Here is a 26,778-nt window from a genome sequence, read left to right as displayed (position 1 = left end):
CAAGACCATGAAACAAGATCAATTCGATGCCATCGTCATCGGCTCCGGCGCGACGGGCGGCTTTGCGGCCAAGGAACTCACCGAGCGCGGCCTGACCGTGCTGGTGCTGGAGGCCGGCGGCCCGCTGCCGGAGGAGAAGTTCGAGCAGGCGCTCAAGGCCAACTTCGCCAGCATCGGCTCCATGGCCCGCATCAAGGCCGGCATCAACGGCCAGCACAAGCAGGCGCTGACCTCCTTCTTCACGCCGGAGAAGAGCTTCCTGTTCGTCAACGACCGCGAGCACCCTTACCAGTCGCCCCAGGACAACTACCTGTGGCTGCGCGGCAAGCAGGTGGGCGGGCGCTTCCTGGCCTGGGGCCGGGTGGCGCTGCGCATGTCGGACTACACCTTCAAGTTCAAGAGCCACGAGGGCCAGGGCCTGGACTGGCCGATCTCCTATGCCGATGTCGCGCCCTACTACGAGAAGGTCGAGCGTTTCCTCGGCGTGGTGGGCAACGACGACGGCATCGCCTACTGCCCGAGCGGCAGCTACGTCCGCCCGGCCGGCCTGAGCAACGCCGAGCAGGCCTTCAAGGCCAAGGTGGAGGCCCGCTGGCCGGACTGCAAGGTCATGGCCTGGCGCTATGTGCGCAAGGAAGCCACGCCCGCGGACGAGCAGCGCAACCGCACGACCACACCGCTGCAGGCCGCCGCCGCGACCGGCAAGCTGACGCTGCGCTCCAACTCGCCGGTCGAGCGCATCGATACCGACCCGCGCACTGGCCGCGCCACCGGCGTCACCTACATCGACAAGTTCAGCGGCGCGCGCCACGAGGCCAAGGGCAACGTGGTCGTGGTCTGCGCGTCCACCATCGAGAGCCTGCGCCTGCTGCTGAACTCCGCCGGCGAGAAGCATCCCAACGGCCTGGGCAACTCCTCGGGCACGCTGGGGCGCTACTTCATGGACCAGATGCTGACGCTGAGCCTGGGCTCGGCACCCGGCTTCAAGGGTGGCCAGCTGGTGGACGGCACCTCGCCGGCCGACAACCACGGCGGCATCTACATCCCGCGCTTCCAGAACCTCAAGCGCCCCGGCGCGGGCGGCTTTGCCGGTGGCTTCAACCTGCAGGGCATCATCGGCCGGCCCATGGTGCCGCAGCACATGGATGCCATCGTCGGCCTGACCGGCCACGGCGAGATGCTGCCGCATGCCGACAACCGCGTGACGCTGGCGCGCCGCCGCGACCGCCTGGGCGTGGCCATCCCCTCGGTGGGCATCCGCATGCGCGACAACGAATGGAAGCTGCTGCGCAACCAGGTCGACACGCAGAAGGCGCTGATGCGCGAAGCCGGGCTGCGCACCGACTTCCTGATCAGCCCGCTGGGCATCGACCCCGACAGCCCTTTCATGCCCAACAACAAGTGGCATGAGCGCCTGCTGTTCCGCCTGGCCTACAAGCGCAGCGTCGCGGTCGGCGCAGCCATCCACGAGTGCGGCGGCGCGCGCATGGGCGACGACCCGAAGACCTCGGTGCTGAACGCGATGAACCAGCTCTGGGACGCACCCAACGTCTTCGTCACCGACAGCAGCTGCTTCGTCACCAACGGCACCTGCGGCCCGACGCTGACGACCATGGCGCTGACGGTGCGGGCCTGCGAGCACATCGCCAGCGAGTACGGACGCTCGGCCGAACTGCAGGCCTGACGCCGGGTCGCGGACACTCAGAAGAACGGAGACAAGCCATGCCAACCCAACGCCGTGCCGGCATCCCGCAGGGGCTGATCATCATCGCGATCAGCCTGCTGCCCATGATGGCCATCGTGGCCCTGATGCCCATCGTGCCGCTGCTGGTGAAGAACTTCCAGCACGTGCCCAACATTCAGACGATGGCGCCGCTGGTGCTGTCGGCGCCAGGCCTGTGCGTGGCGTTGCTGTCGCCGTTTGCCGGCTGGCTGGCCGACCGGGTCGGGCGGCGCAAGCTGGCCATCGGCTTCGCAGCTGTCTACGGCGTGGGCGGCATGGTGCCCTTCTTCATCCAGGACTTCACCGCGCTGCTGGCCGGCCGGCTGCTGTTGGGCGTGGGCGAGGCCTTCATCCTGACCATGGGCAACACGCTGCTGGGCGACTATTTCGACAAGGACCAGCGCGCCAAGTGGCTGATGTGGCAGGGCATCGTCGGCTCCTTCTGCGGCTCGTTGCTGCTGGCAACCAGCGGCTACCTGGCGTCTTTCGGCTGGAATTTCTCCTTCCTGGTCTACGGCGTGGCCCTGGTCATTGCGCTGGCGGCGTGGTTCTTCCTTTTCGAGCCCGAGCGCCCCGCGCCGGCCTTCACCGCCTCGGGCAGCTGGATACAGCCGCGCTTCCCGACCGCGATGATGCTGCGCATCGCCGGCACCACCTTCGTGCTGGCGGCGCTCTACTTCGTCTACACGCTGCAGTTCTCGCTGGCCCTGGACGCCATGGGCCTGAAGGAGATCCACCGCATCGGCAACTACAGCGCCGTGGCCAGCATCGCCGTGCCGCTGGGGGCCATCGTCTACAAGCTGCTGTCCAAGCGCAGCTCGGCGCTGCAGTTCACCGTGCTGTTCCTGCTGCTGGGCACCGGCATGGTGGGCATCGGCCTGTCGCACGACATCAACACCGTGGTGGGCTTCGCCTTCGTGCAGCAGCTCGGCGCCGGCATGTGCATTCCCATCCTGATCGGCTGGGGCCTGCGCGAGCTGCCCGATCAATTCCGCGGCCGCGGCATGGGCTGGTGGACCAGCGCCTTCTTCCTGGGCCAGTTCCTGTCGCCGCTGGCAGTCACGCTGGCGCGGGGCTGGACGGGCGGGCTGCTGCAGACCTTTGTGGCCGCCGGCGCGCTGTGCATCGCCATCGCGCTGGGCCAGGCGCTGTTGGCGCGGCGCACGCCGCTGCCGCAGCTGAGCGGCCAGGGGCGCTGAATGGGGGAACGCATCAACGCCGGCCCCGCGGGGCCGGCGGCGCAGCCCTGCGCCGCTGCCAGCCAGGTGATGCCGCCGCGGCGGCGCAGCCTGGCGTTCGCGGTGGTGGCCATCGCCTTCGTGATGGACCTGCTGGACGTCACCATCGTCAACGTCGCACTGCCCGGCATTGGCCAGGCCTTGCAGGCCAGCGGTGCCCAGGTGGCGTGGATCGTGGCCGGCTATGCGCTGTCCTTCGCCGTGCTGCTGGTCGTCGGCGGGCGGCTGGGCGACCTGTACGGGCACCGCACCATGTTCGTGTGGGGCGTGGCCAGCTTCACGCTGGCGTCGCTGGCCTGTGGGCTGGCCACGTCGGCCGCCGGGCTGGTGCTGGCCCGGGTGATGCAGGGCGCCTGTGGCGCCGTGATGGTGCCCCAGGTGCTGACGCTGATGCAGGCCATGTACGCGCCGCACGAGCGCATGCGGGCCTTCACCATCTTCGGCCTGCTGGGCGGCGTGTCGTCCGCGTTGGGGCCGGTGATCGGGGGCCTGATGGTGGACGCGAATCTGGGCGGCCTGGGCTGGCGCTCGGTGTTCCTGATCAATCTGCCGGTCGGCCTGCTGGCCATTGCCGGCGCGCTGCGGCTGCTGCCCAAGGACCCACCGTCGCCCGGCACCGCGCTGGACTTGGCCGGCGCGACCTTGTGCCTCCTGGCGGCCCTGGCCTGGAGCGTGCCGCTGGTGCAAGGGCCCGAGCAGGGCTGGAGCGCGGCATTGCTGCTGTGGCTGGCCAGCGCGCCGTTGTGGACTTGGATGTTGTGGGCGCATTGCCGCCGGCTCGAGGTCCGTGGTGGTCGCCCCATCGTGCAACCACGCTTGATGCGGGACGCCGGCTATCGGCGCGGCCTCTTGCTGTCGCTGCTTTGCACTGGTGTGGTCCCGGCCCAGTTGTTCGCACTGACGCTGGCCTGGCAGATGGGTGGGGGGCTGAGCGCCACCCAGATGTCGCTGCTGTGCATGCCGATCGCATTGGGCGTCATGCTGAGCGTCACCTATCTGGGCAAGCTGGCGTTTGCGAAGCTGGGAGGGCGCTGCATCCTGCTGGGCCTGGGGTTGCAGGGGGCCAGCATTGCGATGATGGCTGCCACCGCGGCCGGCCTTTGGGGCGAGCCCATACTGCGTGTCATGGCTTGGCCTGGCCTGCTGGCTCAAGGGCTGCTGGGCCTCGGGGTGGGCTTCATCGGCCCGCCGTTGACTGCGCTGACGCTGCAGGCGGTGCCCCGTGACCAGGCTGGTGGCGCGTCCGGCGTGGTCAACGCGTGTCGGCAGTTCGCGGCCGTCGCGGCCGTTGCCGTGGTGGCTGCATTGATTCATCGCCCGGATGCCGCTCCGCGGTCGCCGACCCTGTTGCTGTTGGCCGTGCCTGGCCTGCTGACATTGATGGGTGCCAGTGTGCTGTTGGCCTGGCGCCTGCCGCCGCTGGCTGCTGCATTGCACGGTGCTCCCCGGCAGTCCGCCAGCCGGTAAGCCGGCCTTTGTCCCTGCGCCAGGAGTTTCGTCATGACCATGTCCGCTACCACGGCGACTCAGCAGCAGTTCGATCGCGCATCGCTGCAGCAGTTTCTGATGGCCGGTGCCCCCGAGCTGCGCTTTCAGCACTGCATGTTCGACGGAGAGGATCTTGAGGAGCTGGATCTCGGGCGCGCCGAATTCGTCAGCTGCAGCTTCGTGGGAACGCGGTGGCGCCGTGCTTTGCTTGCCGGAACACGCTGGCGCGGCTGCCGAGCCGCAGGCGCTGACTTTGAACTCTGCGACCTGACCGATGCTCGATTCGAAGCTTGCGATCTGAGCAATACCCAATGGCGCCGAGCGCGGCTGTCGTCTGCGGGGTTCTGCGATGTGAAGCTGACGGGTGCACGCTTCAGCGAGGCTGTCACGCTGGGCATGAGCCTGAAGCAAAGTCTGGCGGTGAATGCGGATCTGCGGGGGTTGTCGTTTCGCAAGCAGGTGCTTGAGTCGCTCAACCTGGAGGGGGCCGATCTGTCAGGGTGTGATTTCACCGACGCAGTCCTGCTCGAATGCAGTCTTGTCCATGCGGCACTGAAGAACGCGCGGTTCACCCGGGCTGACCTGCGCCGCGCCAAGTTGGGTAGCCTCCAGGTTGGTGACCTGCTGCAGCACTTCAAGGGCAGCACGATGTCGACAGACCAGGCTGTTTCCATCGTCGCGGGGCTCGGCGTTCAAGTTCTCTAGCGCGGCCGCCATCGGCGGCCTGACGCCAAGCGAAGTCGGACTTTTGGCAGACGTCGGGCATAGCCGCGTCGGACGACCAAATTGCACAGGCGCCGGCCGGTCGGATCTTCATTGCGCTGCGTGTGGACTGAGCCAGAGGCAGGCGACCGAGCAACGCGCCGCCGGTACCGAGCTCAATCCTCCAGGGTCTCGTGAAAAGCCGTGGTGCCGGCCTTCCAGTAGGCCGCCACCTTGAGCGAAGTCTTGGCCAGCCCTTTGTCCAGCAGCAGCGGGCGCAGTCGTGCCATGGTGCCGGCTTCACCAGCAGCCCACGCGAAGCCGTCGCCGGTCGGCAGGCGCAGCGTCGCGACCGCGGACAACAAGGCCTCGCGGCTGTCGACCCAGTGCAGCTCCAGCGGCGCCGCGCTGCGCAGCTCACGGCGGTCGCGGGCGTCGTCGAGTTGCAGCAGCACCAGCGCGCGGGTCTGGGCGGGCAATTCCTCCAGCCGTCGGTGCACCGCCGGCAGGGCGGAGGCGTCGCCGATCAGCAGATGCCAGTCGTAGTCCGTGGGGATCACCATGGAGCCGCGCGGGCCGGCCATCGCCAGGCGCTGGCCGGCGCTTGCCTGGCGAGCCCAGTCCGACGCAGGGCCGGCCTCGTGCAGCGCGAACTCCAGCGTCAGCTCGCCGCGCTGGGCATCGAATCGTCGCGGCGTGTAGTCCCGGCGCGTGGCGCCGTCCGCGCCGAAGAACAGCTTCACATGGTCGTCGAAGCCGTCGGAGCGGAAGCCGGCCAGCGCTTCGCCGCTCAGCGTGATGGCGGCGAAATTCGGCCCCAGGCGCTCGACGCGGCTGACCTGCAGCTCACGCCTGACGATGTCATGGCGTATCCGCCGCACGCGGCTGGGCGGGGTGTCGGTGATGAGAGACATGGCGATGGTCTATTGGTTGATAATGTCATCCATCATGCGAAAACAAGTTGACCTTGTCAACCATAGGGGTGCGCTCGCCGACGAGGTGGTGGAAGCCATTCACGGCGTCATGCATCTGTTCCGGGCGCGCCAGTTCCGGGCGTTGAAAGACGGCGCTCACGAACTCAGTCACATGGAGGCCAAGATGCTGGGCTTCTTCGCGGCTCACCCGGGCGCGACGCAGAGCGAGGTGGTGCAGCACTCGGGGCGTGACAAGGGCCAGGTCGCGCGGCTGATCGCCGGGCTGCGCGAGCGGGGCTGGCTGGAGGCCAGCACCGACGAGAACGACCGGCGCAGCGTGAGGCTGTCGGTCAGCGCTGCCGGTCAGGCCGTGCAGGTCGCCGTGCGACGGCAGGCGCAGCAGTTGTCGGCCCAGGCCGTGCAGAACCTCAGTGAGGCCGAGCAACGGCAGCTGCTGGGGCTGCTGTCCAAGCTGCGCGGCAACCTCGATTGCAACGATGCGGGCGGCTGAGTGAGAGTGGCTGTCTTCCTGGGGACGATATGGGTGCAGCGCGACCAGCCATGAATGGGCTGCGGCCGGCTTGGACAGTCCTGAACTTCGAAGGCCACAGCGTTCGACATGGTTGTCGAACTCAGCCCGCCTTGGCATCTCCCGGTTTCTCCAACAACTTCCAAGGTGTCTCTGGCCCGCCTGGCGACCTGTGAACCCGCCGTCGAACTCAATGCAGCGTCACGACCAGCGTGTTGTCCCCTGACTTGAGTTCGACCTCGTCATGCGAGGTGTTTAGCCCCGTGGCAATGACGATCACGCTGAACCTGCCAGGCGCCGCGCCCCTCACGATGGCGCTGCCCTTCTTGTCGGTGAAGCGATTCTCGACCCCGCCTGCGGTGTTCTTCACCCTCACCTGAGCATCGGCGATGGGCTGGCCGGCGCCGTCCTTGACCTGGACGAGAAGCGTGGCGGGCTTGGCCGGCCTTTCGCCCTCGTCCCTGGGTTTGGTTTTGAGAGTCTCGTCGTCAGGTTCGGCGGCGCTTAGAGGCTGCAGGGCGCCGGCCAGCGCCAGAGCGATGCCGCACAGCGCTGACCGACGACCCGTCGGGCGCGGGATCTTCATGGACGTTCCCCTTGCTTTTCGCTGCGTTGACCGCTGAAACGCATGTCCGCCAGCACATCGTCATAGTCCTGTCGCTCCTTGAAGCTGGCACTGGCAGCGGGAAAGACGACGAAATAAAACACCGCGAGCGCTGCGTCGCGGTTCTGGTCAGGCCTGTCAGGCGCGAAGAATTCCGTGATGACGATGGAACTGCGCAAGCCGCGCGGTAGCTGCGTGTTGTCCAGCATCGGAAAGTCGTATTGGCTCACCCAAAAATGGCGGTCCACGTCCTGGTCGGAGTCGCCTGGGAAATCGACACGCAGCCGCACTTCGACCTCGCGGCGCTCGAAGTTCACGTCGAGCAGCTCCACGCGAAAGCGGACGGTGGGCTCGCCGCCGGCCCGCGATGCGGCAACTGCTGCCGAGGCTGCCGTCGCCCCATGCGCGCCGGATCGCTGACGGTCGAGTCCCAGCAGGCGCGACAGCGGTACTTGCTCGTCGATGAAGGGCTTGCCAAAGCCCTTTTCCCACTCGCCCAGTGGCAACTGCAGGCGTTTTGCGAAACCGCGACGTGCGAGGCTGTCCACCTGTTTGGCGACCAAGCTGCCCGCGCTCACGTCCAGGCGGGCGCGCAGTTCTGCCTTCTGCGATGCCGGCAGCCCGCTGGCGCGCGATACCTGCCGGGCCATGTCCTTGAACATCGGCGCGAGGTCCAGGGACTGGTTGAAGTTGCTCGCCAGCAACTCGAGCCGCAGCAACTGCGCGGGCAAGTCGGCCTTCTGGACGTCTTTCATGAAATTGGTGATGACGACATTGAGCATGTCCTTGCGGATCTGCGTGTCCGACTGCTCGCGCTGCGTCAACAGCTGCGCATACAGCTTCTCGTTGCTTTCGCGTGTCTCCCGTTCCTTGGACATATTGGTCAGGTACCAGCCGCCCACCAGGCTCACGACGAGAGTGACCAGCGGCATGCCGACCGCCTTGATCCACTCCAGCCGGTTGTCCTTCTCCTTCTCCATCAGCGCAGCCTTTCAAGCCGGGGGCCGAGGACGAGGTCCAGACGGATGGGGCTCTCGGACAGGTAGACATCGAAAGGCGGGCCGACCACGTTGCCTTGCTGCATCCGCATCTGACATTTGCCGCTGCCCGGCACGCGCAGTGCATAGCTGCCGCTGCCGTCGCTGATCATGTCGGCGCTTCGTGCCGCCGCGTCGAACCCGGGACAGGCGATCTGCACCTTCACGCCGTTCATCGGGCCTTGCTGGTTGCGCACGGTGCCATACAGCGATCCTGCATGCACTGCCAGCGGCAGCGTGGCGAGAACGACCGTTGCCATGCCTCGGCGGATTGGGCTCATCGGTGCTCCTTCTGGCCAGGAGGGGGGCTTACCAAGCTTGGCATGGTCGCCGCCCGATGCGCTCACTGTGCTCGCTTGTCTGGCTACGCTCAAGCGGCGCGTGTGACGCCATCACCTCTCTTGAGGATGCCGCCAGGTCGATGCGCCTCGCTCAGGGCCTACGCAGACCGCAGACGCCTCTCAGCCGTGCCAGCGCTGCGCCGCACGTCGCACCACCTCGGGCAGCAGGTGTTCTTCGACCTCCTGCGCACGCAGCCAGGCTGCGTCATTGCCCAGGCTGTTGATCTCCCGGCGCAGGTACTGCAGCGCAGCCTCGGCGTGCAGGTCGCCGGCGTGGGTGTCGAGCCTCGCGAGCACGAGGCTGAGGTCGTCGCGCAGCACGCGGTGCTCGCCGGTCTCGGGGTCGACGAAGGTGCCGTCTAGGCCGAAGCGGCAAGCCTGGAAGCGGTTGAAGGTGTAGGGCAGGTAGTCGTCCTCGCTGAGCGTGAACGGCTTCTCCAGCGTCATCCAGCGCGCCAGGCACTGGATGAAGCCGGCCAGGGCCGCGGCCTTCTCGATGGTCAGCGGCGTGTCCAGCACGCGGACCTCGATGGTGCCGAATTCGGGCTTGGGGCGGATGTCCCAGTAGAAGTCCTTCATGCCCGAGACGACGCCGGTGCGCGCCATCTTGGCGAAGAAGCTCTCGAACTCGCGCCAGGTCGTCACGAAGGGCGCGCGGCCGCTCAGCGGGAAGGCGAACACCGAGTTCAGCCGCGCCGAGTCGAAGCCCGTGTCCTCGCCCTGCACGAAGGGCGATGAAGCCGCCAGTGCGATCAAGTGCGGGATGAAGCGGCTCATACCGTGCAGCAGCACCAGCGCCTCGTCGGCACTCGGGCAGCCGATGTGCACATGCTGGCCGAAGACGGTGAACTGCTTGGAGAGGTAGCCGTACAGCGACGACAGCTCGTGGAAGCGCGGCGTCTCGAAGATGCGCCGGCGCGTCCAGTGCTGGAAGGGGTGGGTGCCGCCGCCGCACAGGGCCACGTCCAGCGTCTCGGCGCAGTCCACCAGCGCGTCGCGGATCTGCCCCAGCTCCGACAGCACCTGGCCGAAGCCCGTGCACACGCCGGTCGAGAGCTCGATCATGCTGCTGGTGATCTCGGGCTTCACGTCGCCGGGGATGCTGCGCTTTTCCATCAAGCGCAGCAGGTCGCCCGAGACGGGCGCGAGGTCGTAGTCGTCGCTGTTGACGATCTGCAGTTCCAGCTCGACGCCCAGCGTCAGCGGCTGGGACCGGGAGAACACCCCGAGGCTCATGGCCTGGACTCCTTGCGGCGCGCCGGCGGCAGCTCGCCGGCCAGGCGCAGCGCAAACTGCACGGCGATGGGCCCGATCAGCTCCAGCACGGCGATGCTGGCCAGGATGATGGGCACGGCGCCGGCGGCCAGGTCGGGCTCGGCGCGCATCAGCTCGCTGAGCATGACGAGGGCCGTGCCCGACAGCGGCGTCATCGCGATCGACAGCGCCAGGCCCTGGCGCCAGCTGATGCGTGCCAGCGGTGCCAGCGCCACGATGGCCACCGCCTTGGCGACGAAGCGCGCCGCCAGCAGGGCCAGCGCGGCGAAGCCGCCGGCCACCAGGATCTGGGGCGACCACGCCGAGCCGACGATGACGAAGAGCATCAGCACCAGCGCGCCGCCCGAGGTGCCGAAGTGGCGCGGCCACACCCACGGCCGCTCGCTCGTGTTGCGCAGCAAGAGGCCGGCCAGCAGCGGCATCAGCAGCGTCGACACGCCGATGGCGCGCGCCGCGACGATGGCGAAGGCCACGAGCCCGAACAGCAGCAGCACGGCGCTCTCGTTGCGCAGGTCCAGCCGCCGCGCGACGAGGTAGACGGCGCCGGCCAGCAGCGCGGCCAGGCCCAGCGTCGTCAGCAGCGCGATCGCCAGGCCGGCCAGCGCCTGGGCCGGGCTGCCGCCGTCGTCGGCCGCCCACCAGGTGCGCATCAGCGTCAGCGCGACGACGGCGTAGAGGGTGTTCAGCGCCGTCAGCAGCGAGGCCCGCTGCGTGACCTGGCCCTCTGCGCCCAGCTCCATCGCGACGCGGCCCGACACGGCGGCCGGCGCCGGCATGGCGAGGATGGCGCAGGCGATGGCTGTCTGCCAGCCCAGGTCGAACAGGCGCAGCACGAAGGCGACCGCCACCGCGCTCAGCAGGGCCTCGGCCAGACTGGTGGCGGCCAGGCCCGGGTTGCGGCGCAGCCAGCGCAGGTGCACGCGGCTGCCGATCTCGAACAGCAGCAGGCCCAGCGCCAGGTCGGTGACGGTCTGGGCCGCGCCGGCCAGCGGCATGCCCACGCCATGGCCGAAGGCGGCCGCCACGCAGCCCGCCAGCGTGTAGCCGACGACGCGTGGCAGCCGCGTCGTGGCGGCGATGAACTCGCCGGCCAGCGCGCCGGCCAGCAGCACGCCGACGACGAACATCAGCCCGCTGGACGGCGGGACGGCCAGGCCCGCCCAGACCCGGGCGCCGGTGTCGAAAGCAGACATCGGTCTCCCATTGGAAGTTTTGTGGGCAAGCCTAGGGGCCTGGCGTGACGGGCCGTGTAGGCCGAGACGCCGAATGCCTCCTGGACAATGGCGGCATGCACCTCCTCAGCGTCAACACGGCCCGTGTCGAGCACTTCGCCGCCACCGACGGCCAGACCCTCGCCTCGGCCATCCGCAAGCGCGCGCGCACGGGGGCCATCGCCGTCGGCCCGCTGGGTCTGGCGGGCGACGAGCAGGCCGACCCGACCGTGCACGGCGGCCTGGCCAAGGCGGTCTACGCCTACCCGCAGGCCCATTACGCGTTCTGGCAGACGGTGCGTGGCCAGGCCAAGGTGCAGGGCGAGCTGCAGCCGGGCGACTGCGGCGAGAACCTGACACTGGCTGGCCTGCTGGAAAGCCAGGTCTGGGTGGGCGACGTGCTGCGCTTCCCGGACTGCGAGCTCGCCGTCTCCGAGCCGCGCTACCCCTGCTTCAAGTTCAACGCCCACATGGGCTTCAACCAGGCCGCCAAGCTGATGGCCCAGAGCGGCTGGTGCGGCTTTTACCTGGCTGTGAAGCGCGAAGGCGCGATCGCCGCCGGCCAGGCCTTCGAGCTGATCCCCGGCCCGCGCGAAGTCGGCATCGTCGAGTTGTTCAAGGCCAAGATGAGGGGCAAGACATGACCCGGCGCCGCGAGCTGCTGTGCGCTGCCGGGCTGCTGCCCTTCGCTGCCCATGCGGGGCCGGTGCTGCAGGTCGGGCCGCGGCGCGCCGTCAAGTCGCTGGCCGCCGCGGCGCGCCAGGCCAGGGACGGCATGCTCATCGAGGTGGACGCGGGCGACTACGTGGCCGACGTGGCAACCTGGCCCCAGCACGAGCTGACGCTGCGCGCCGTGGGCGGCCGCGTGAAGCTCGTCGCGGCCGGCGCCCACGCCCAGGGCAAGGGCCTGTTCGTCACCAACGGTCGCCGCCAGCGCATCGAGGGGTTCGACTTCACGGGCGCCGTCGTGCCCGACCGCAACGGCGCCGGCATCCGGCTGGAATCGGGCTCGCTGACCCTGGTGGACTGCACGTTCCGCGACAACGAGAACGGCCTGATGACGGCCAACGACGAGAGCATCGAGCTCGACATCGTCGACTGCGACTTCGGCCCCATCCAGCCTCGCGAGGGCAAGACCCACAACCTCTACGTTGGCGCGATCAGGCGCCTGGCCGTCAGCGGCAGCTGGTTCCATCACGGCCTGCACGGCCACCTGCTGAAGAGCCGCGCGGCCCTCAACCACATCCTCTACAACCGCCTCACCGACGAGATCGGCGGCCGCGCGAGCTACGAGCTGGAGTTCCCCAACGGCGGCGTCGCCGTCGTCATGGGCAACCTCATCGGCCAGAGCTCGACGACGGAGAACGCCCACGTCATCTCCTTCGGCGCCGAGGGCGTGAAGTGGGACAGGCAGGCTCTCTATCTCGTCAACAACACGCTGGTGGACCAGCTCTCCAGCGGTGGCATCTGGCTGCGCGTGGCGCCGCTGCAGGCCGAGGTGGTGCTGGCCAACAATCTGCTCGTCGGCGCGCCCAGGCTGGCGGCCGAGGGCCACTGGACGCGGCGCGCCAACTTCAGCGCCGACTGGGACGAGTTCGTGCGCGCCGCGCGCGACGACTACCGCCTCAAGCCCGGCTCCAGCCTGCGCGGCAAGGCGCAGGACGCAGGCGAGGGCGGCGGGCTGAAGCTCGCGCCGACGCGCGAGTACCGCCACCCGCGCGGCACGCTGGCCCTCGGCGGGCCGGCAACCAGCCCGGGTGCTTTCCAGTCCTGAGGCGGGGCTCAGGACTTCTTGTCGAGAAAAGCGCCGAGGATGCGGTCCATGAAGGCGAACACCAGCTCGGTGCTGTAGCCCGCCACGAAGGCCAGGGCCCACACGGGCAGGTTGGCCCATTGCGCGCCGCCCACGTCGCCGGGTTTGAGCAGCCAGCTGGAGGCGATGCCGGCCAGTGCGCCCATGCCCACGCGCACGATGTGGCCGAAGCCGGCGTTGGGCGCGAAGCTGCGCTCGGCGATGGCCTTGCTCATGCTGCGCAGGATGTAGGCATGCGCGCCCAGCCAGCCCATCATCAGCAGCAGGTAGACACCGCTCAGCCGCGCGGCCACGGCGCGGGCGGCGTCCAGCTTGTCGGCGGGCGTGACGCTGCCTTTGGCCGACTGCGTGGCCCGCTGGGCTTCGCTGCAGAGGAAATACTGCTGCAGCAGGCTGGCCCCCTGGCCGCAGGGCCGGGCGGCCCAGGCGCCGAGGCGGTCGGGGATGGCGTCCTGCTCGGCCTTGGCCTGCTTGCGCGCGTCAAGGGCGAGCTGGAGGGCGGTGCCCGCGTCGTCGTCGGCCTTGCGGGCCGCGGCCAGCGCGGTGGCATCGGCGGGTTTCTTCTCGGCGGCGGCCAGCGCCAGGGCGCTGCTAGCCTTGGCACTGGTCTTGGCAGTCACGTCCTTGTCGGCGTCGGCAAGGATCCTGGCCAGCTCCTGGTGGCGGGTCAGGCTGAAGGTGCCCTCGGCGTAGTAGCTGAGCGTGACGCAGGTGACGACCAGCACCACCAAGAAGACGGCGACGTTGAGGAAGCGGCCGAAGGACCAGCTCTGGAAGTCGAAGATCGACCTCGACCAGCCGGGCAGCACGGTCTCGGAGGCGGCCAGCGTCTGCACCGTGACGGGGGCCAGCGCAACGGTGAGGCCTTCGTAGGCCTGGCGGAACTTCTGCTCGTCGTCGGCGCTCAGCACGCCGGTGTTGACGGCGACGCCGGTGGCGACGATGGGGTTGCGCACGGACGCATCGACCTTGCGGCCGTTGGCGGCGGCAAAGGCCAGCAGCACGTCGGCCTCGGCCAGCTGCGGGCGAACCAGCTCGCAGCGCGCGAACCCGGCGTAATTGGGCAGGCCGATGGCGTGGATGGCCGCGTTGTAGGCCGCGAAGAACTCCTCCTGCGCGGCGCCCGGCACCTGCAGCGCCGCCGCATTGGCCGTGGCGCCCAGCAGTGCCGTCAGCTGCGCAGGCGTGAGCTGGATATTGCGCTGCTGGGCAAAGGCCGCCAGCCGTGCGGCGTTGGCAATCATGTCGTCGATCTGGGCCATGGGGCCTCCTTGTCATCGCTCGGGCGGGTTCAGAACGGGTCCTTGAATTCCATCGCCAGGAAGAAGGCGCCGCGCGCCTCGCCGGCCTGGCGGCGCAGGTTGGCGACAAAGCCCAGGCTGAGGTCCACGCTGTCCACCAGCGTGACGCGCAGGCCCGTGCCCAGGCCCACGCGGGTGCGCGGGGCGCCGGCCAGGTTCGGGCCGAGCTGCACGACGTCCAGCATCAGCAGCGGGCTGACGGCGAGGAGGTTGATCTCCTTGAACAGCGTGTCGACGATGCGGCGCACGGGCTGGATCTCGCGCCGCGCCGCCGCCTCGGCCGCTTCGGGGCTGGCCGCGGCGAACCACTGCACCAGCCGGGCGATGGATGCGCGCAGTGCGGCAGCCTGCTGGGCGATCGGCGGCTTCCTCGCGGCGGCGTCGAAGCCATCCACGCACAGCGCCGCGACCTGGCCCAGCGTGTCGCTGCCCTGCTCGGGCGGCAGCAGGTCGGCGAACAGGCCCAGCTGCGACAGGCCGCTCTCCTCCAGCACGCCGGCCACGTCGCTGCGGGCCTGGGCGATCTGGTCGCGGCAGGCGGCGAAGGCCTCGGCGGCAGCGCTGCCCGCGGGTGGCCGGGCGGCGGCCACGGCCGCGTCCATCGCGGCCAGCGTCTGCTGCACCTGCGGCAAGTGGGCGATGGCCTGGCGGTAGGCGGGCAGGTCCGCGCGCAGCGTGCTGGCCAGCGCGCCCACGGCGGTGTTGAGCTGGCCCTGCATCAGCGGCAGCACGTCGGGGTTGTCGTAGAGCTCGGCGGGCAGCAGCGGCAGGTTGTAGACGGGCATGGTGGCCGTGAGGTTGAGCGCGGCGAAGCGCCGGTAGCCCGGGCTGGCGGCCGCACCAGCCAGCGCGTTGGTGCCCAGGCTGCGCAGCAGCGGTGCCGCGCGGATCTGCCATTCCTCGCCGCCGGTGAAGCGCTGCTCGCGCCCGCCCGCGTAGAAGCGCGCGCTGAGCGGCACGAGGCCGCGTTCGCTGAGCCGCCCGAAGGTGAGGCGCGTGTCGAGCGAGAGGCTGCGGTGGTCTGCCACGAGCCAGCGGCCCTGGTGGGCGATGTCCACGATCTGCTTGATCCAGTCCACGCTGCCCGCACCGCCGTTGCCGGCGCCGAACTCGACCGCGTAGCTGGCGGCCAGGCTTTGCCGGTCCAGCCGCGCGGTGGTGCCGGCCATCAGCTTGAGGGACTGGGTGTGCTGCTCGGCCGCGAGGCCGGCGGCCGGGTTGTCCTGGCCGCCGCTGCGGTGCTGGCCGGCATCCAGCGCGGCGCCCAGGCGCAGCGGCAGGGCCAGGGCGCCCAGCGGCCGGGTCTGGGCCAGCAGCTGGGCCTCCAGGCCGCTTTGGCCGAGGCGGGACACGGCCTTGGCGGGGGCCGTGCGGTCGGCATAGGCCAAGCGCCAGGACAGGTGGCCCCACAGACCGTTGGCGGGGTCGTGCGCGCCTTCCACGGCCAGGCTGACGTCGTGCAGCCGGTCGCTGGCATAGCCGTCGACGGCGAGCGTGCGCCAGTAGGCGCCATGGCCGGCGTCGCTGCGCCGGTAGCGCGCCGAAGCGCCGGCGCCCGGGCCCTCGCCGGCCTGGTAGCCCAGACGCGGCTGCAGGCGCAGGCCTTGGCGCAGCGCCTCCTGGCCCGCCTGCTCCTCGGGCGCTGCGGCCTCGCGCTGGCGCGCCTCCCAGGTGGCGGCGACGGTGGTGGACGCCTTCACGGCATAGACGAGGAAGACGAGGTCCAGCCCCTGCGGCCGGCAGGCCACCGTCACGGCCAGCACGCGGCCGCCCACGCGGGCCTCGCGGTCCAGCCGGGCAAAGGGCAGCTCGCCGATCTGCTGCTGGATGGCGTGGACCTGCTCGGCGCGGTAAGGCGTGCCGGCCAGCGGGGCCGCCAGTTCGCGGGCGCGATCCAGGTCGGCGCGGATCCAGGGCAGGAAGGTCAGCGGCGTGCGCACGTCCGCCGACAGGATGGACTGGCCGCCGAAGGCCCGGCTGGCCGGGCAGCCAGGCTCGGCGATGACCAGCTGATCCTGCGCCGGCGCTGGCGCGGGGCGGCCGGCCCGGGCGGGCGCCAGGGCGGCCAGCAGGGCCGCCGCGGCCATCAGGCGGGCCGCGTGGTGCATGGGGCGGTCGCGGTTGCGGTCCCGCCGGGGGCCGGCCGCATGGCTACCTGGTCAGCGTGCTCTGCACCTTGGGGCCGGCGGGCTTGCCGCCGGGCTTGGTGCTGTCCAGCGCGGCCTTGGCGCCGGGCCCGGCGAGGAAGGCCGCCTGCGCGGCGCTCAGACCGTTGGCGGCCGTCGTGGCCGCCTTGTCGTGCAGGTTCTTGTCCACCACCACATCCAGGCTCACGCGGGGCTGGGTGTAGTCGACGGACTTGTCGGCGCGCTGGAAGAGCTTGAAGTGGATGGTCCACTTGGGCTGGCCATCGTCGTCGGTGCTCTTCTCCAGGCCGAAGACGATGCGGCGCAGATCGTCCTCGGTGTTGACGACGAGGTCGACCGTGATGTCGGTGGTGACCTTGGCCGCGGGTGCGGCGGCGGGCTTGGGTGCGGGCTTGGTCGTTGCCATGGTGTTCTCCTGGGCGGATGGCGCGTCGCCGCCTGCCGGCAGTAGGCCGCGGGCGGCGGCCCGGGGTCATCCGCAGGAGTGATGAAGGCGGCTCAGCCGCCGGCCAGCGCCACGACTTCCTGGCCCACCCGCGCCAGGTCCTGGCGCAGCGCCTCGGGCAGCAGGGCCAGGTCGGCGGCCTCCACCAGCGTGTACTTCACGCGGCCGTCGCCCAGGTCGCTGGCCAGCGCGGTGACGAGGTCCAGCAGCATGTTGTAGGCGCCGCGGGTCTTCTTCGAGGCCGGGTCGCGCGGCTCGGCGGGCGTGACGGCGGCGAAGGGCTGGCAGCTGACGAGGCGGTTGGCCGGGTCGACGTACACCGAGCCGGTGATGACCTGGCAGCCCTCGGACCAGTTGTTCACCTGGCCCAGCAGGCCGCGGCCGCCCCAGTGGACGTTGATCGTCGGATTGACCTCCAGGCCGCGGGCGAGGTCGTCGGGCGTGAGTTTCGCGTCCGCGCCCGCGCGCACCACGAGCACGCCCGCGCCCTCGGGCTTGAGGGCGAGGTAGGTGCTCTTGTGCCAGCCGAAGTGGTAGTTGTGCTGGCCGGGCACGAGGAAGGGCATGCCGGCGGGGTTCTCGGTGGCGCCGGGGTCGGTGGTGCCCTGGAACTTGTAGACCAGGCCCTTGATGAGCAGCACGAAGATGTCGTCGAACTTGCCCGACATGACCTCGCGGCGGATGCCGATCAGGTGCACGCCGGCCTGGGGCGAGAAGTCCCAGTCCTTCACCTTGCGCGTGTCGCTGGGCTTGGCCGATGCGTTCACCAGTTGCAGCACGGGGCTGGGTGCGGCCGCGTACTTCGCCTTGACGGCGTTCAGCCAGGCCAGCCACGCGGCGAACTCGCCCGAGACCGTGCCCGTCGCCCAGTCCGCGACGGCCGGGGCCCAGTCCGGCTTCAGCCCGTCGCGCAGCCAGCGCTGCAGATGCGCCTGGGACTGGGGGCCGAACTGGCCGTCGGGCGTGCAGTCCAGGTGCTCGCCGGTGCGCACGGTTTCCTGGAACAGCCGGATCGCCGACTGCGTGCGGTAGCCGCAGATGCCGTCCACCTGGCCGCCGGGGAAGAAGCCGAGGTCCTTCAGCGCTTGCTGCACCTGCTTCACGCTCATCATGCCGGCGGCGGGCGCGGGCAGGCGCTGCACGTGCAGGTGGTCGCTGCCATCCTGGATCTCGGCCAGCGGCCGGCGCGTCAGGGTCTCGACTTCCTTCAGGTAGGCGCCGCACTGTGCATCCGACACCTCACCGTCCACACATCCCAGGCTGATCATGCGCGTCTCCATTCGCGCCGGCACCACCGGCGGGTGGCGCCCAAGATAGTGAGGCCGGGCGGTGGCGGCATCCTCGATCCTGGGGACGGGCGCCCCTCCCCCGCGTTGAGGATGAGCGGCCCGGGGCACAGGCGCAAGAATCCATCGCACCCAGGCAGGGAGGCCCGCATGACTTCGGCAGATACCGGCAACGCCGCCCCGGCGCCCTCGGGCACGCCGCCGCCCCAGCCGCCCGCCCGCCCCAAGGACCCGGACTGGGACGACTACTGGGCCTTCAGGGTGGCCGAGAAGGCCAAGTCCCGCATCCTGGCCTATTTCGGCGCTGCCACCGTGGTGCTGACGCTGGTGGGGCTCAAGGGCCTGGACGAGATGCGCAAGGGCATCGAGGCCAAGTTCGAGGACGAGATCGCCCGCAAGGAGAAACAGGCCTCCGAGAAGGTGGCGCGCATGCTGGCCGACTTCGAGAAGGAGATGGAGGGCCGGCGCAAGGAGGTGGCGCAGCGCAGCGACGAGTTCATGAAGATGACGATGGTGGCGCCGGAGTACCGGCCCGCCAGTGCGCCGGCAGCGGGCCCGGCGCTGCTGCTGGACCTGCGCGAGTCCATCGGCGAGATCCGCAACCAGGGCAGCGAAGGCACCACCATCGGCTTCTCCGTCGCCTACGCGCTGCAGGCCGCCATCAAGAGCAAGTTCAACCGCAAGGTGACGATCTCGGCACGCGGGCTCTTCGTCACCGCCCGGAAATTCGACGAATGGCCGGGCGAGGACTACGAGGGCAGCAGCGTCAGCGGCGGCCTCAAGGGCGCGCAGTCGGTGGGCGCCTATCTGGAATCGCAATGGCCTTACGCCGGCCCTGCCCCGGCGGCGTCGGTGAAGCCGGCCTACAAGGTCACCCAGTTCCGCAAGCTGGACGCCAAGCCCGAGGCCCTCGTCGGCGCGATGCAGGCCGGGCGGGTGCCCGTGGTGCAGATCAACGTCACCGACGACTTCGACCGGGTGGGCGCCGACGGCCGTGTCGTCATCCGCACGCCGCTGCGCCCCACCGGCGGCCACAGCATGGCCGTCGTCGGCTTCGATCAGGCCAGGGCCGAGTTCCGCCTCGCCAACATGTGGGGCGCCGACTGGGGCGACAAGGGCACCCTGGTCATCCGCGACAGCGACCTCAAGCGCATCCTGGAGGTCGCCTACGTCATCGAGGACGTGGCCGAGGCGCGGTGAGGGGCGTCAGGCCTGCTTCAAGGCCGGATAGTCCGTGTAGCCCTGCACGCCGCCGCCGTAGAAGGTTTCCTTGTGCGGCGTGGCCCAGGGCAGGTCGGCGCGGATGCGTTCGACGAGATCGGGGTTGGCGATGAAGGGCCGGCCGATGGCCACCGCGTCGGCGCGGCCGCTGGCAACGGCGTCCAGCGCCATCGCGCGGTCGTAGCCGTTGTTGGCGATGTAGGGGGTGGCGAAGCGGCGGCGCAGCTCGGCGTAGTCGAAGGGGGCGTTGTCGCGCGCGCCGCCGGTAGCGCCTTCCACCACTTCCAGGAAGGCCAGCTTCAGCGGGGCGAGCTGGTCGGCCACGTGGTTGAAGAGGGCCTGCGGGTTGCTGTCCTGGCCGATGTCGTTGCTGGGCGTGACCGGGGACAGGCGCAGCGCCGTGCGGCCGGCACCGATGGCGGCGGCTATGGATCTCATGACCTCGACGAGCAGCCGGGCGCGGTTCTCGATGCTGCCGCCGTAGCGGTCAGTACGGTCGTTGGCGCTGTCGCGCAGGAACTGGTCCAGCAGATAGCCGTTGGCGCCGTGCACCTCGACGCCGTCGAAGCCGGCGGCGATGGCATTCCTGGCTGCCTGCACGTAGTCGGCGATCAGCTGCGGGATCTCCTCGGTGGCGAGCGCGCGCGGCACGTCGGTGGGCACCAGCTCGCCGTAGGCAGCGTAGGTCCTGGTCTTGGCGGCTCGGTTGGTGGACGACACCGGCTGCTGGCCGCCCGGCTGCAGGCTCTTCAGCGAAATGCGGCCCACATGCCAGAGCTGCACGACGATCTTGCCGCCTGCGGCATGCACGGCGTCGGTCACCTGCTTCCAGGCGGCGATCTGCTCGGGCGAGTGGATGCCGGGTGTGTCGAAATAGCCCTGGCCATCGGGACGGATCTGGGTGGCCTCGGTGATCAGCAGGCCGGCGCCGGCGCGCTGGCGGTAGTACTCGACGTGCAGGTCGTGCGGGGTCTGGTGCGTGGCGCGGTTGCGCGTCAGCGGCGCCATGACGACGCGGTTGGCCAGGGGGATGTCGCCGAGGCGAACGGGGTCGAAGAGCGTGGGCATGAGGGTGCGGATAGGAAAAACGATGGCGCGAAGGCTACGCAGCGGGCGCCGCCCCTGCGGTGCGTGCGGTTGCTGCGGAGTGTGATATCACGCCAGATGCAGCCGCCTTGACGCAACGCAAGGGCCGGCCTTGGCGACAATCGGCCCATGCTCGCCTACCGCCACGCCTTCCATGCCGGCAACCATGCCGACGTCCTCAAGCACCTCGTGCTGACCCGCGTGCTGCGCTACATGGGTGAAAAGGACAAGCCCTACACCCTCATCGACACCCATGCCGGCGCCGGCGGCTACTCGGTGGAGGGCCGCTACGCGCAGAAGAATGCCGAGTACGGCGAGGGCATCGCCCGGCTTTACGACCGCAAGGACCTGCCCGCGCCGCTGGCGGACTACGTGCAGCTGGTGCGCGACTTCAACCCCGATGGCCAGCTGCGCCAGTACCCCGGCTCGCCGGCCATCGCCAACTTCCTGCTGCGCGAGACCGACCGGCTGCGCGTCTACGAGCTGCACCCGACCGACCACCGCATCCTCGCCAGCTACCTCGAAGCGCGCCCCAACACCCAGGTCAGCGACCGCGACGGCTTCGCGGCCATCAAGGCCGAGCTGCCCTCGCCCACGCGCCGCGCGGCCCTGCTGATGGACCCGCCCTACGAGATCAAGACCGATTACGGCAAGGTGCTGGCCGCGCTGCGCGAGGCGCTGGAGCGCGCGGCCGACACGGTCATCATGATCTGGTACCCGCAGCTGCAGCTGCTCGAATCGACCCAGCTCGTCGCGCGGCTGAAGGCCAGTGCCGACGCCGCCGCCAAGAAGGGCTGGCTGCATGTGCGGCTGACCGTGGCGCAGGCCGACGAGCGCGGCTTCGGCATGCTGGGCAGCGGCATGCTGGTCGTCAACCCGCCGTTCACGCTGCACGACGAGCTGGCCGAGTGCCTGCCGCTGCTGGTGGAGCGCCTGGGACAGTACGACGGCGCGAACTACGTGCTCGAACAAAAGGCCGTATGAGCGAATCCAAGCCGGTCACGATGGAGCAGATCGCGGCGCTGGCCGGCGTTTCCACCATCACCGTCTCGCGCGCGCTGCGCGACAGCCCCTCGGTCACGCCGGCCACGCGCGAGCGCATCAAGACGCTGGCCGAGGCCGCCGGCTACCGCTTCAACCACCATGCCCGCAACCTGCGGCTGCGGCGCAGCCACATGGTGGCCGTCATGCTGGAGATGCAGCCCGACACCGACCGGCCCATGACCGACGCCTACCCGCTGCAGCTGCTGGGCGGCATCACGCAGGAGCTGACCTCGCGCGGCTACAGCGTGCTGCTGTCGGCCCTGCAGAGCCCCGGCCAGGGCATGGCGGCGTCGGCGGATGGCGTCATCCTGCTGGGCCAGGGCGCCAACGGCTCGGCCGTGAAGTCGGCCGCCGCGATGGGCCTGCCGATGGTCGTCTGGGGCGCCGAGCATGGGCGGGGTGACGCCGTCGTCGTCGGCGGCGACAACGCCCATGGCGGCGCCAGCGCGGCCGAGCGACTCATCGCGCTGGGGCGGCGCGAACTCTTCTTCCTCGGCGACGTGCGCCACGCCGAGATTCGCGACCGCCAGCAGGGCTTCGTCAAGGCGCTGAAGAAGGCCAACCTCAAGGCCCAGACGCTGACGCCCGCGGCCTTCACCTTCGGCGCCGGGTTCACGGCGGTGCAGGCGCACTTGGCGAAAGGCGGCAAGGCCCCGGACGGCCTTTTCGCCGCCAGCGACCTGCTGGCCATGGGCGCCGTGCGCGCCTTCACCGACGCGGGCCTGGCCGTGCCGGAGCAGGTCTCCGTCATCGGCTACGACGACTCGCCCGCGGCCCAGAGCTTCGCGCCGCCGCTGACCAGCGTGCGCCAGGACTGGCACCACGGCGGCGTGCTGCTGGCGCGCAAGGTGCTGGACCTCATCGCCGGCCAGGACGCGGCCAGCGAGATCATGCCGACCGAGCTGGTGGTTCGGGCGACCTGACCTGAGGGCCGTGGCGCCGCTCAGCGCATCACGATGAGCTGCACCCGCCGGTTCGCGCTGCGGCCTTCGCGGGTGTTGTTGTCGGCCAGGGGCGCTGATTCGCCGTAGCTGATCGTGGCCATGCGCGCCAGCGGCAGGCCGGCGCGGGACAGGTGCAGGCGCACGGCTTCGGCGCGCTTGAGGCCCAGTTGCTGGTTGATCGCGTCGCTGCCGGTGGCGTCGGTGTGGCCCTGGATCTCGACGAACACCGGCTGGTTGTCGGCCTTGAGCCTGGCGACGAGCTGATCGAGTTCCTGGGCGGCCTGCCCGGTGAGCTGGGCGCGGCCCGAGCTGAACCTGATCTTGTCATCGGTCAGCACGGTGCTCATCAGCAGGCCGGGCGGCTTGGGCAGGTTGTTGGCGGCCTGGGCTCGCGCCGCCGCCTCTTGCTGCAGGGCCTGGATGCGCGCCTCGCTGCCCTGCAGCCGGCCATCCAGGGCCTTGAGGCCGTCGTCATGCGCCTGCACGCGGGTGCCGAGGCCGTCCACGCTGGTCTGCACCGGCGCGACGGTCTCCTTGACGAAATCCCTGGTGGCACAAGCGCTCAGCAGCAGGACGCTGCTGGCAACGATCAGGAGCGAAGGTTTCGACATCGGTGAGCTCATGGAGGAGGAAAGAGCCGCGACTCTAGGCAGTCCTGCAGAGCAAACGTACCGAGCTGTGAGCAAGCCTTGCTGCGCTTACCGGGCTCAACAAAGCCTTACTACCGATGGCCGCCCGTGTCAGTCACCAGCCCGCCAACCCTCAGTCCAGCACCACCTCGGTCCGCACCACCCCCGCCCGCTCCGCACTGGCCGACAGCGCCAGCCGCGTGCCCACCGGGGCGCGCACCACCCACTCCGCCACGGCGCGGTCGCCGGTGGGGTGCTTGTTGAACAGGAAGGCCAGCTGGCTCTGCTTGGGCGCATGGCCCTCCAGCTGCGGGCCCTCGATGCGCTCCTTGCCGTTGACCAGGCTGATGGCCGGGTCGTTGACGGGCAGGTGGATCTCGAACATCACGCCGCGCACCGTCTTGCGCTCCAGCGCTCGCTGCGTGACGTAGGCCGGCAGATAGCCGGCGTTGGCCACGGCCATGCGCACCCGCCACATGTCGGGGCCCAGCGCGCGGACTTCGGTGCGGATCAGCTCCAGCTTGGGCAGGCTCATCGCGATCTGGCTCAGCCAGGCCGGGAAGCGCGCGGCCTCGCGCTCGCGCAGGGCGGGCGGCGGGTTGCGCCAGTAGTTCATCTTGTCCCAGCCGCCGATCTCCACCGCGCCGAGCTGCGGGTGCTGGAAGGGCGTCCAGTCCACATGCGCCTTGCCGCCACACTGCTCGTCGCTCCACTTCAAGAGCTTGAGGTCGTCCTCGACCGGGTGCTCGCGGTACCAGTCGATGTATTTCTCGACCGCCACGCCGGCTTCCTTGCTGGGCGACCACAGCTCCACGACCCAGAACAGCGCGCCCAGGTGCTCGTAGACCCAGTCCTGCGTGCCGGTGATGACTTCCTTGGGGTGGTAGCGGAATTCCTCGTAGATGCTGACCGCGGGATAGCCCGTGTGCTTCTCGCCCAGGGCCGAGAAGTTCTTGAACAGCCACAGGTCTTCGGGCGTCATGTCGTGGTCGCTGCGCGTGCCGCAGGGGCGCAGGATGACGCCGCTGTGGGTGTGGAAGCTCACCGCCGCGCCGATGTTGGGGTGCTGGGTGATGAAGTCCACCATGGCCCGCACCTCGGGTTCGCTGGTGGGGTAGGGGCCGGCGCCGAGCTGCTGGAACTCTTGGCGCCATTCGCCGGGGAAGTTGCGGTTCAGGTCCAGCCCTTCGCGGTCGTTGTTGACCTTGACCGTCAGCCCGTCGTGGTTCTTGATGAAGCCCTCGGGAATGAGGCGGTAGTACTCGCCGCCGAACTCGCCGGGCTCGCGCGCCACCATCAGGCGCGGGTCGGCCGCGTGCTTCTTGTAGCCGCCATGCGGGTCGGGCACGCGCATGGTCAGGATGCGGCCGTCGCCGTCGATGTCCTCGGCGGTCAGGCCGTCCACCGGCTCTTCGGTGTAGGGGTAGGGGCGGGTGGAGCTGCGGATGTGGCGCGGCCGGTCGGCCAGGGCCAGCTCGGCGCCGTCGGGGTTCAGGCGCGGCACGAGGTAGACGGTGCGCGTGTCCAGCAGGCGGTTGATCTGCTGGCCCTCGGCCGACGTGCCGCCGTGCAGGCTGAGCAACTGGTGCAGGTAGTACAGGCAGGTCGTCGAGGCCGTCAGCTCGGCCGCGTGGATGTTGCCGTCCACCCACAGCGCCGGCTTGTCGATGTCCATGCCGCTGGCCAGATTGGTGACGACGACGACCCAGATGTCGCGGCCTTCGTAGCTCTTGCCGATGGAGCGCACCGACACGAGGTTGGGGCGCGCCTCGGCGTAGGCGAAGAGCAGCGCGGTGAGTTCGTCGTGGCGGTAGAAATGGTCGAAACGAGGGCTGGGCAATGGGCTGGGCATGGCGGCGGTGTCCCGTATAGGTGACCCCAAGATTTAGGGGTCTTTGAGTGCCGCGGATTGTCGGAAGCCGGTCCCGGAGGATGCCCAGGGGTTTGCCCTTGAAGGTGGGCTTTGAAGGCTTACTGACCCTTGAACAGGGCCTGGAACTGCCGCGACACCGGCAGCCTTTCCTCGCGCCCGCGCAGCGTGACAACCATGGTGCCCTCGTCCACGCGGACGGCCTTGGCGATGCAGCGGCTGTTGACGAGCACGCTGCGGTGGATCTGCCAGAACTGCTCGGGGTCGAACTGCGTCAGCAGCTCGCGCAGCGGCGTGCGGATCAGTGCGTCGCCGCCCTGGTGGACGACGCGTGTGTAGCGCTGGTCGGCCTCGAAATAGATGACCTCCTCCGGCGGGATCAGCAGCACCTCGCGGCCCACGCTGGCCTGGATGGGGCGGGGCGAGGGCTTGGGCTGCGGCAGGCTGGCCAGCAGGCGCTGCAGGGCCGTCGTGTCGGGTGCGGGCTGGGCCAGTCGCGCGCGCAAGCGGGTCAGCGTCTGGGCCAGGCGCTCGTCGTCGACGGGCTTGAGCACGTAGTCCACCGCGCCGGCGTCGAAGGCGGCCAGCGCGTGGTCGTCGAAGGCCGTCACGAAGACGATCAGCGGCGGCGCGGCCAGGGCCGACAGCCGGCGGCCGACCTCCAGGCCGGTCAGGCCCGGCATGCGGATGTCGAGGAAGGCGACGGCGGGCTCAAGGGCCAGGCAGTCGTCCCAGGCTTCGATGCCGTTGGTGCTGGCGGCGACGATGCGCAGCTCGGGCCACAGGCGGTTCAGGGCGGCGCGCAGTTGTTCGCGCGGGGCTTCCTCGTCATCGGCGATCAGGGCGGTCGTGGGGTTCATAGCGTCAGGGTGGCGATGCAGCCGGGGTGGGCGTCGGCCAGGGTCAGCGTGGCGTGGGGCAAGGCGCTCACCAACCGGCGGCGCGTGTTGGACAGGCCCACGCCTTCGGTCCAGCCGGGCGCAAGGCCGGGGCCGTCGTCGCGGATGCCCAGCACCAGGCGTTCGCCGTCGCGGCGCGCGGCGATGTCGATGTGGCCGCCGCGCAGCTGGGGCTCGATGCCATGCGCGATGGCGTTTTCCACCAGCGTCAGCACGACGCCCGGCGGCACCGGCGTGTCCTGGCCGGCCTGCACGTCCAGCGTGAAGGCCAGCCGCGCGCCCAGCCGGGCCTGCATGATGGCCAGGTAGCGTCTCACCATCTCGATCTCGTCGGCCAGCGGCTGCAGCTCGCGCTCGAACATCGGCAGCGTGGCGCGCAAGTAGGCGGTGAAGTCGCGCAGCAGCGGCGCGGCGCGGGCGTCGCCCGTGTCCACCCAGTGCTGCAGCGAGGCCAGCGTGTTGAACAGGAAATGCGGCTGGATCTGGGCCGCGGCCAGCCGGGTGGACAGGCGCAGCGCGGCCTCCTGGTCGCGCAGTTCGCGCAGCCGGGCCTCGATCTGCTGCACGCGGAAGAGCGTGACCATCCACCAGGCGCTCAGCACGCCCGTCAGGGCCGCGACCAGCGAGATGTCGTTGTCCTTGAACCAGTCGCGGTAGCCCATGCTCATCAGTGCCCAGGCCGCGGCGCACACGCCCGCCGCCGTGCCGTAGCAGTACAGGTTCAGGCGCCTGCGCGTCGGCAGCCGCCACAGGGAGCGGGCCACCGCCAGCGCGCCCACCGCCAGGACGCACCACAGCAGCCACCATCCGGCCGACGTGGCCCACCCGGTGCCGTGCCGCGTCCAGACCATGACGGGCAGCAGCACCAGCAGGTTGATGCCCGCGTAGCTGTCCACCGCGATGGGCCAGGGCTGCATGCCGGCCCTGGCCATCTCTTCGGGGGTGAACACGCGCATCGGCCCGGGGTAGAACCACTGGCGGCAGTGCAGCTTGTCGAGCAGGGAGGACATGGCGGGCGAGTCTAGGCGGCG

General features: G+C 70.0%; 25 protein-coding genes. 10 read left to right on the top strand and 15 right to left on the bottom strand.

Annotated features, from left to right (window positions below; translation table 11 throughout):
- Positions 1–7 precede the first annotated feature (7 nt).
- The 4 genes from AC07VX_RS05010 to AC07VX_RS04995 are packed head-to-tail and all read left to right on the top strand — an operon-like array spanning position 8 to position 5,154.
- The gene (locus AC07VX_RS05010; RefSeq protein ID WP_493162776.1) at positions 8–1,684 is read left to right on the top strand and encodes a GMC oxidoreductase; all 1,677 of its coding nucleotides are present in this window, start codon (positions 8–10) and stop codon (positions 1,682–1,684) included.
- A 38-nt stretch (positions 1,685–1,722) separates the two neighbouring features.
- The gene (locus AC07VX_RS05005) at positions 1,723–2,922 is read left to right on the top strand and encodes an MFS transporter (protein ID WP_493162777.1); all 1,200 of its coding nucleotides are present in this window, start codon (positions 1,723–1,725) and stop codon (positions 2,920–2,922) included.
- Complete coding sequence (locus tag AC07VX_RS05000) at positions 2,923–4,428, top strand: MFS transporter (protein WP_493162778.1); 1,506 nt, start codon at positions 2,923–2,925, stop codon at positions 4,426–4,428.
- A 33-nt stretch (positions 4,429–4,461) separates the two neighbouring features.
- Positions 4,462–5,154 (top strand): pentapeptide repeat-containing protein, encoded by a 693-nt coding sequence (locus AC07VX_RS04995; protein WP_493162779.1) that lies wholly within the window; start codon positions 4,462–4,464, stop codon positions 5,152–5,154.
- 173 nt (positions 5,155–5,327) lie between these two features.
- Here AC07VX_RS04995 and AC07VX_RS04990 read toward each other — a convergent pair whose 3' ends face one another.
- Complete coding sequence (locus AC07VX_RS04990) at positions 5,328–6,065, bottom strand: siderophore-interacting protein (RefSeq protein ID WP_493162781.1); 738 nt, start codon at positions 6,063–6,065, stop codon at positions 5,328–5,330.
- A gap of 34 nt (positions 6,066–6,099) precedes the next feature.
- On the opposite strand from AC07VX_RS04990, the gene AC07VX_RS04985 reads away from it, so the two are divergent.
- Positions 6,100–6,576, top strand: coding sequence for a MarR family winged helix-turn-helix transcriptional regulator (locus tag AC07VX_RS04985; RefSeq protein WP_493162783.1), 477 nt, complete (start codon positions 6,100–6,102; stop codon positions 6,574–6,576).
- Between the two features lie 208 nt (positions 6,577–6,784).
- Here the strand turns inward: AC07VX_RS04985 and AC07VX_RS04980 are convergent, their stop codons facing one another.
- The 5 genes from AC07VX_RS04980 to AC07VX_RS04960 form a co-directional block, all read right to left on the bottom strand.
- Entirely contained in the window at positions 6,785–7,180 is a 396-nt protein-coding gene (locus AC07VX_RS04980; protein WP_493162785.1) for a carboxypeptidase-like regulatory domain-containing protein, read from the bottom strand.
- Complete coding sequence (locus tag AC07VX_RS04975; protein WP_493162786.1) at positions 7,177–8,178, bottom strand: hypothetical protein; 1,002 nt, start codon at positions 8,176–8,178, stop codon at positions 7,177–7,179. The genes AC07VX_RS04980 and AC07VX_RS04975 overlap by 4 nt, the downstream gene beginning before the upstream one ends.
- Positions 8,178–8,516 carry a hypothetical protein gene (locus tag AC07VX_RS04970; RefSeq protein ID WP_493183865.1) on the bottom strand — a complete coding sequence of 113 codons (339 nt, stop codon included), beginning with the start codon at positions 8,514–8,516 and terminating at the stop codon, positions 8,178–8,180. Before AC07VX_RS04970 ends, AC07VX_RS04975 begins: the two co-directional genes overlap by 1 nt.
- Before the next feature lie 180 nt (positions 8,517–8,696).
- On the bottom strand, positions 8,697–9,812 hold the full coding sequence (locus AC07VX_RS04965) for a YbdK family carboxylate-amine ligase (RefSeq protein WP_493162790.1): 1,116 nt from the start codon (positions 9,810–9,812) through the stop codon (positions 8,697–8,699).
- On the bottom strand, positions 9,809–11,044 hold the full coding sequence (locus AC07VX_RS04960; RefSeq protein ID WP_493162792.1) for a cation:proton antiporter: 1,236 nt from the start codon (positions 11,042–11,044) through the stop codon (positions 9,809–9,811). The genes AC07VX_RS04965 and AC07VX_RS04960 overlap by 4 nt, the downstream gene beginning before the upstream one ends.
- 95 nt (positions 11,045–11,139) lie before the next feature.
- On the opposite strand from AC07VX_RS04960, the gene AC07VX_RS04955 reads away from it, so the two are divergent.
- Together AC07VX_RS04955 and AC07VX_RS04950 are read left to right on the top strand one after the other, a co-directional pair.
- On the top strand, positions 11,140–11,706 hold the full coding sequence (locus AC07VX_RS04955) for an MOSC domain-containing protein (protein WP_493162794.1): 567 nt from the start codon (positions 11,140–11,142) through the stop codon (positions 11,704–11,706).
- Positions 11,703–12,836, top strand: coding sequence for a hypothetical protein (locus tag AC07VX_RS04950; RefSeq protein ID WP_493162795.1), 1,134 nt, complete (start codon positions 11,703–11,705; stop codon positions 12,834–12,836). Before AC07VX_RS04955 ends, AC07VX_RS04950 begins: the two co-directional genes overlap by 4 nt.
- A gap of 8 nt (positions 12,837–12,844) precedes the next feature.
- Here AC07VX_RS04950 and AC07VX_RS04945 read toward each other — a convergent pair whose 3' ends face one another.
- The 4 genes from AC07VX_RS04945 to AC07VX_RS04930 all read right to left on the bottom strand — a co-directional run bounded on the left by AC07VX_RS04945 (position 12,845) and on the right by AC07VX_RS04930 (position 18,036).
- Positions 12,845–14,137 (bottom strand): hypothetical protein, encoded by a 1,293-nt coding sequence (locus AC07VX_RS04945; RefSeq protein ID WP_493162796.1) that lies wholly within the window; start codon positions 14,135–14,137, stop codon positions 12,845–12,847.
- Positions 14,138–14,166: 29 nt separating this feature from the next.
- Positions 14,167–16,284, bottom strand: coding sequence for a hypothetical protein (locus tag AC07VX_RS04940; protein ID WP_493162797.1), 2,118 nt, complete (start codon positions 16,282–16,284; stop codon positions 14,167–14,169).
- A 43-nt stretch (positions 16,285–16,327) separates the two neighbouring features.
- Positions 16,328–16,729 (bottom strand): hypothetical protein, encoded by a 402-nt coding sequence (locus AC07VX_RS04935; protein WP_493162798.1) that lies wholly within the window; start codon positions 16,727–16,729, stop codon positions 16,328–16,330.
- 92 nt (positions 16,730–16,821) lie between these two features.
- Positions 16,822–18,036, bottom strand: a complete 1,215-nt coding sequence (locus AC07VX_RS04930) for a peptidoglycan-binding domain-containing protein (RefSeq protein WP_493162799.1) — start codon at positions 18,034–18,036, stop codon at positions 16,822–16,824.
- Positions 18,037–18,204: 168 nt separating this feature from the next.
- Between AC07VX_RS04930 and AC07VX_RS04925 the strand changes: the two genes are divergently transcribed.
- Entirely contained in the window at positions 18,205–19,254 is a 1,050-nt protein-coding gene (locus AC07VX_RS04925; protein ID WP_493162800.1) for a C1 family peptidase, read from the top strand.
- A 6-nt stretch (positions 19,255–19,260) separates the two neighbouring features.
- Here AC07VX_RS04925 and AC07VX_RS04920 read toward each other — a convergent pair whose 3' ends face one another.
- A complete protein-coding gene (locus AC07VX_RS04920; protein ID WP_493162801.1) occupies positions 19,261–20,343 on the bottom strand; it encodes an alkene reductase in 1,083 nt (360 codons plus the stop codon).
- Positions 20,344–20,490: 147 nt separating this feature from the next.
- Here AC07VX_RS04920 and AC07VX_RS04915 point away from each other — a divergent pair, with 147 nt between their 5' ends.
- Positions 20,491–21,345, top strand: a complete 855-nt coding sequence (locus AC07VX_RS04915) for a 23S rRNA (adenine(2030)-N(6))-methyltransferase RlmJ (RefSeq protein WP_493162802.1) — start codon at positions 20,491–20,493, stop codon at positions 21,343–21,345.
- Positions 21,342–22,328, top strand: coding sequence for a LacI family DNA-binding transcriptional regulator (locus tag AC07VX_RS04910; RefSeq protein ID WP_493162803.1), 987 nt, complete (start codon positions 21,342–21,344; stop codon positions 22,326–22,328). The genes AC07VX_RS04915 and AC07VX_RS04910 overlap by 4 nt, the downstream gene beginning before the upstream one ends.
- A gap of 20 nt (positions 22,329–22,348) precedes the next feature.
- Here the strand turns inward: AC07VX_RS04910 and AC07VX_RS04905 are convergent, their stop codons facing one another.
- The 4 genes from AC07VX_RS04905 to AC07VX_RS04890 form a co-directional block, all read right to left on the bottom strand.
- Positions 22,349–22,960 (bottom strand): OmpA family protein, encoded by a 612-nt coding sequence (locus AC07VX_RS04905; RefSeq protein ID WP_493162804.1) that lies wholly within the window; start codon positions 22,958–22,960, stop codon positions 22,349–22,351.
- 151 nt (positions 22,961–23,111) lie between these two features.
- Positions 23,112–24,830 (bottom strand): M14 family metallopeptidase, encoded by a 1,719-nt coding sequence (locus tag AC07VX_RS04900; protein WP_493162805.1) that lies wholly within the window; start codon positions 24,828–24,830, stop codon positions 23,112–23,114.
- A gap of 119 nt (positions 24,831–24,949) precedes the next feature.
- Positions 24,950–25,708 (bottom strand): LytR/AlgR family response regulator transcription factor, encoded by a 759-nt coding sequence (locus AC07VX_RS04895; protein ID WP_493162806.1) that lies wholly within the window; start codon positions 25,706–25,708, stop codon positions 24,950–24,952.
- Positions 25,705–26,757, bottom strand: a complete 1,053-nt coding sequence (locus AC07VX_RS04890; protein ID WP_493162807.1) for a sensor histidine kinase — start codon at positions 26,755–26,757, stop codon at positions 25,705–25,707. Before AC07VX_RS04890 ends, AC07VX_RS04895 begins: the two co-directional genes overlap by 4 nt.
- Between the last annotated feature and the right edge of the window lie 21 nt (positions 26,758–26,778).

This window comes from Roseateles sp. GW821-FHT03B02 (assembly GCF_059421025.1).
The sequence above is the reverse complement of the archived record's forward strand: the minus strand, read 5'-3'. Positions and strand labels throughout refer to the sequence as shown.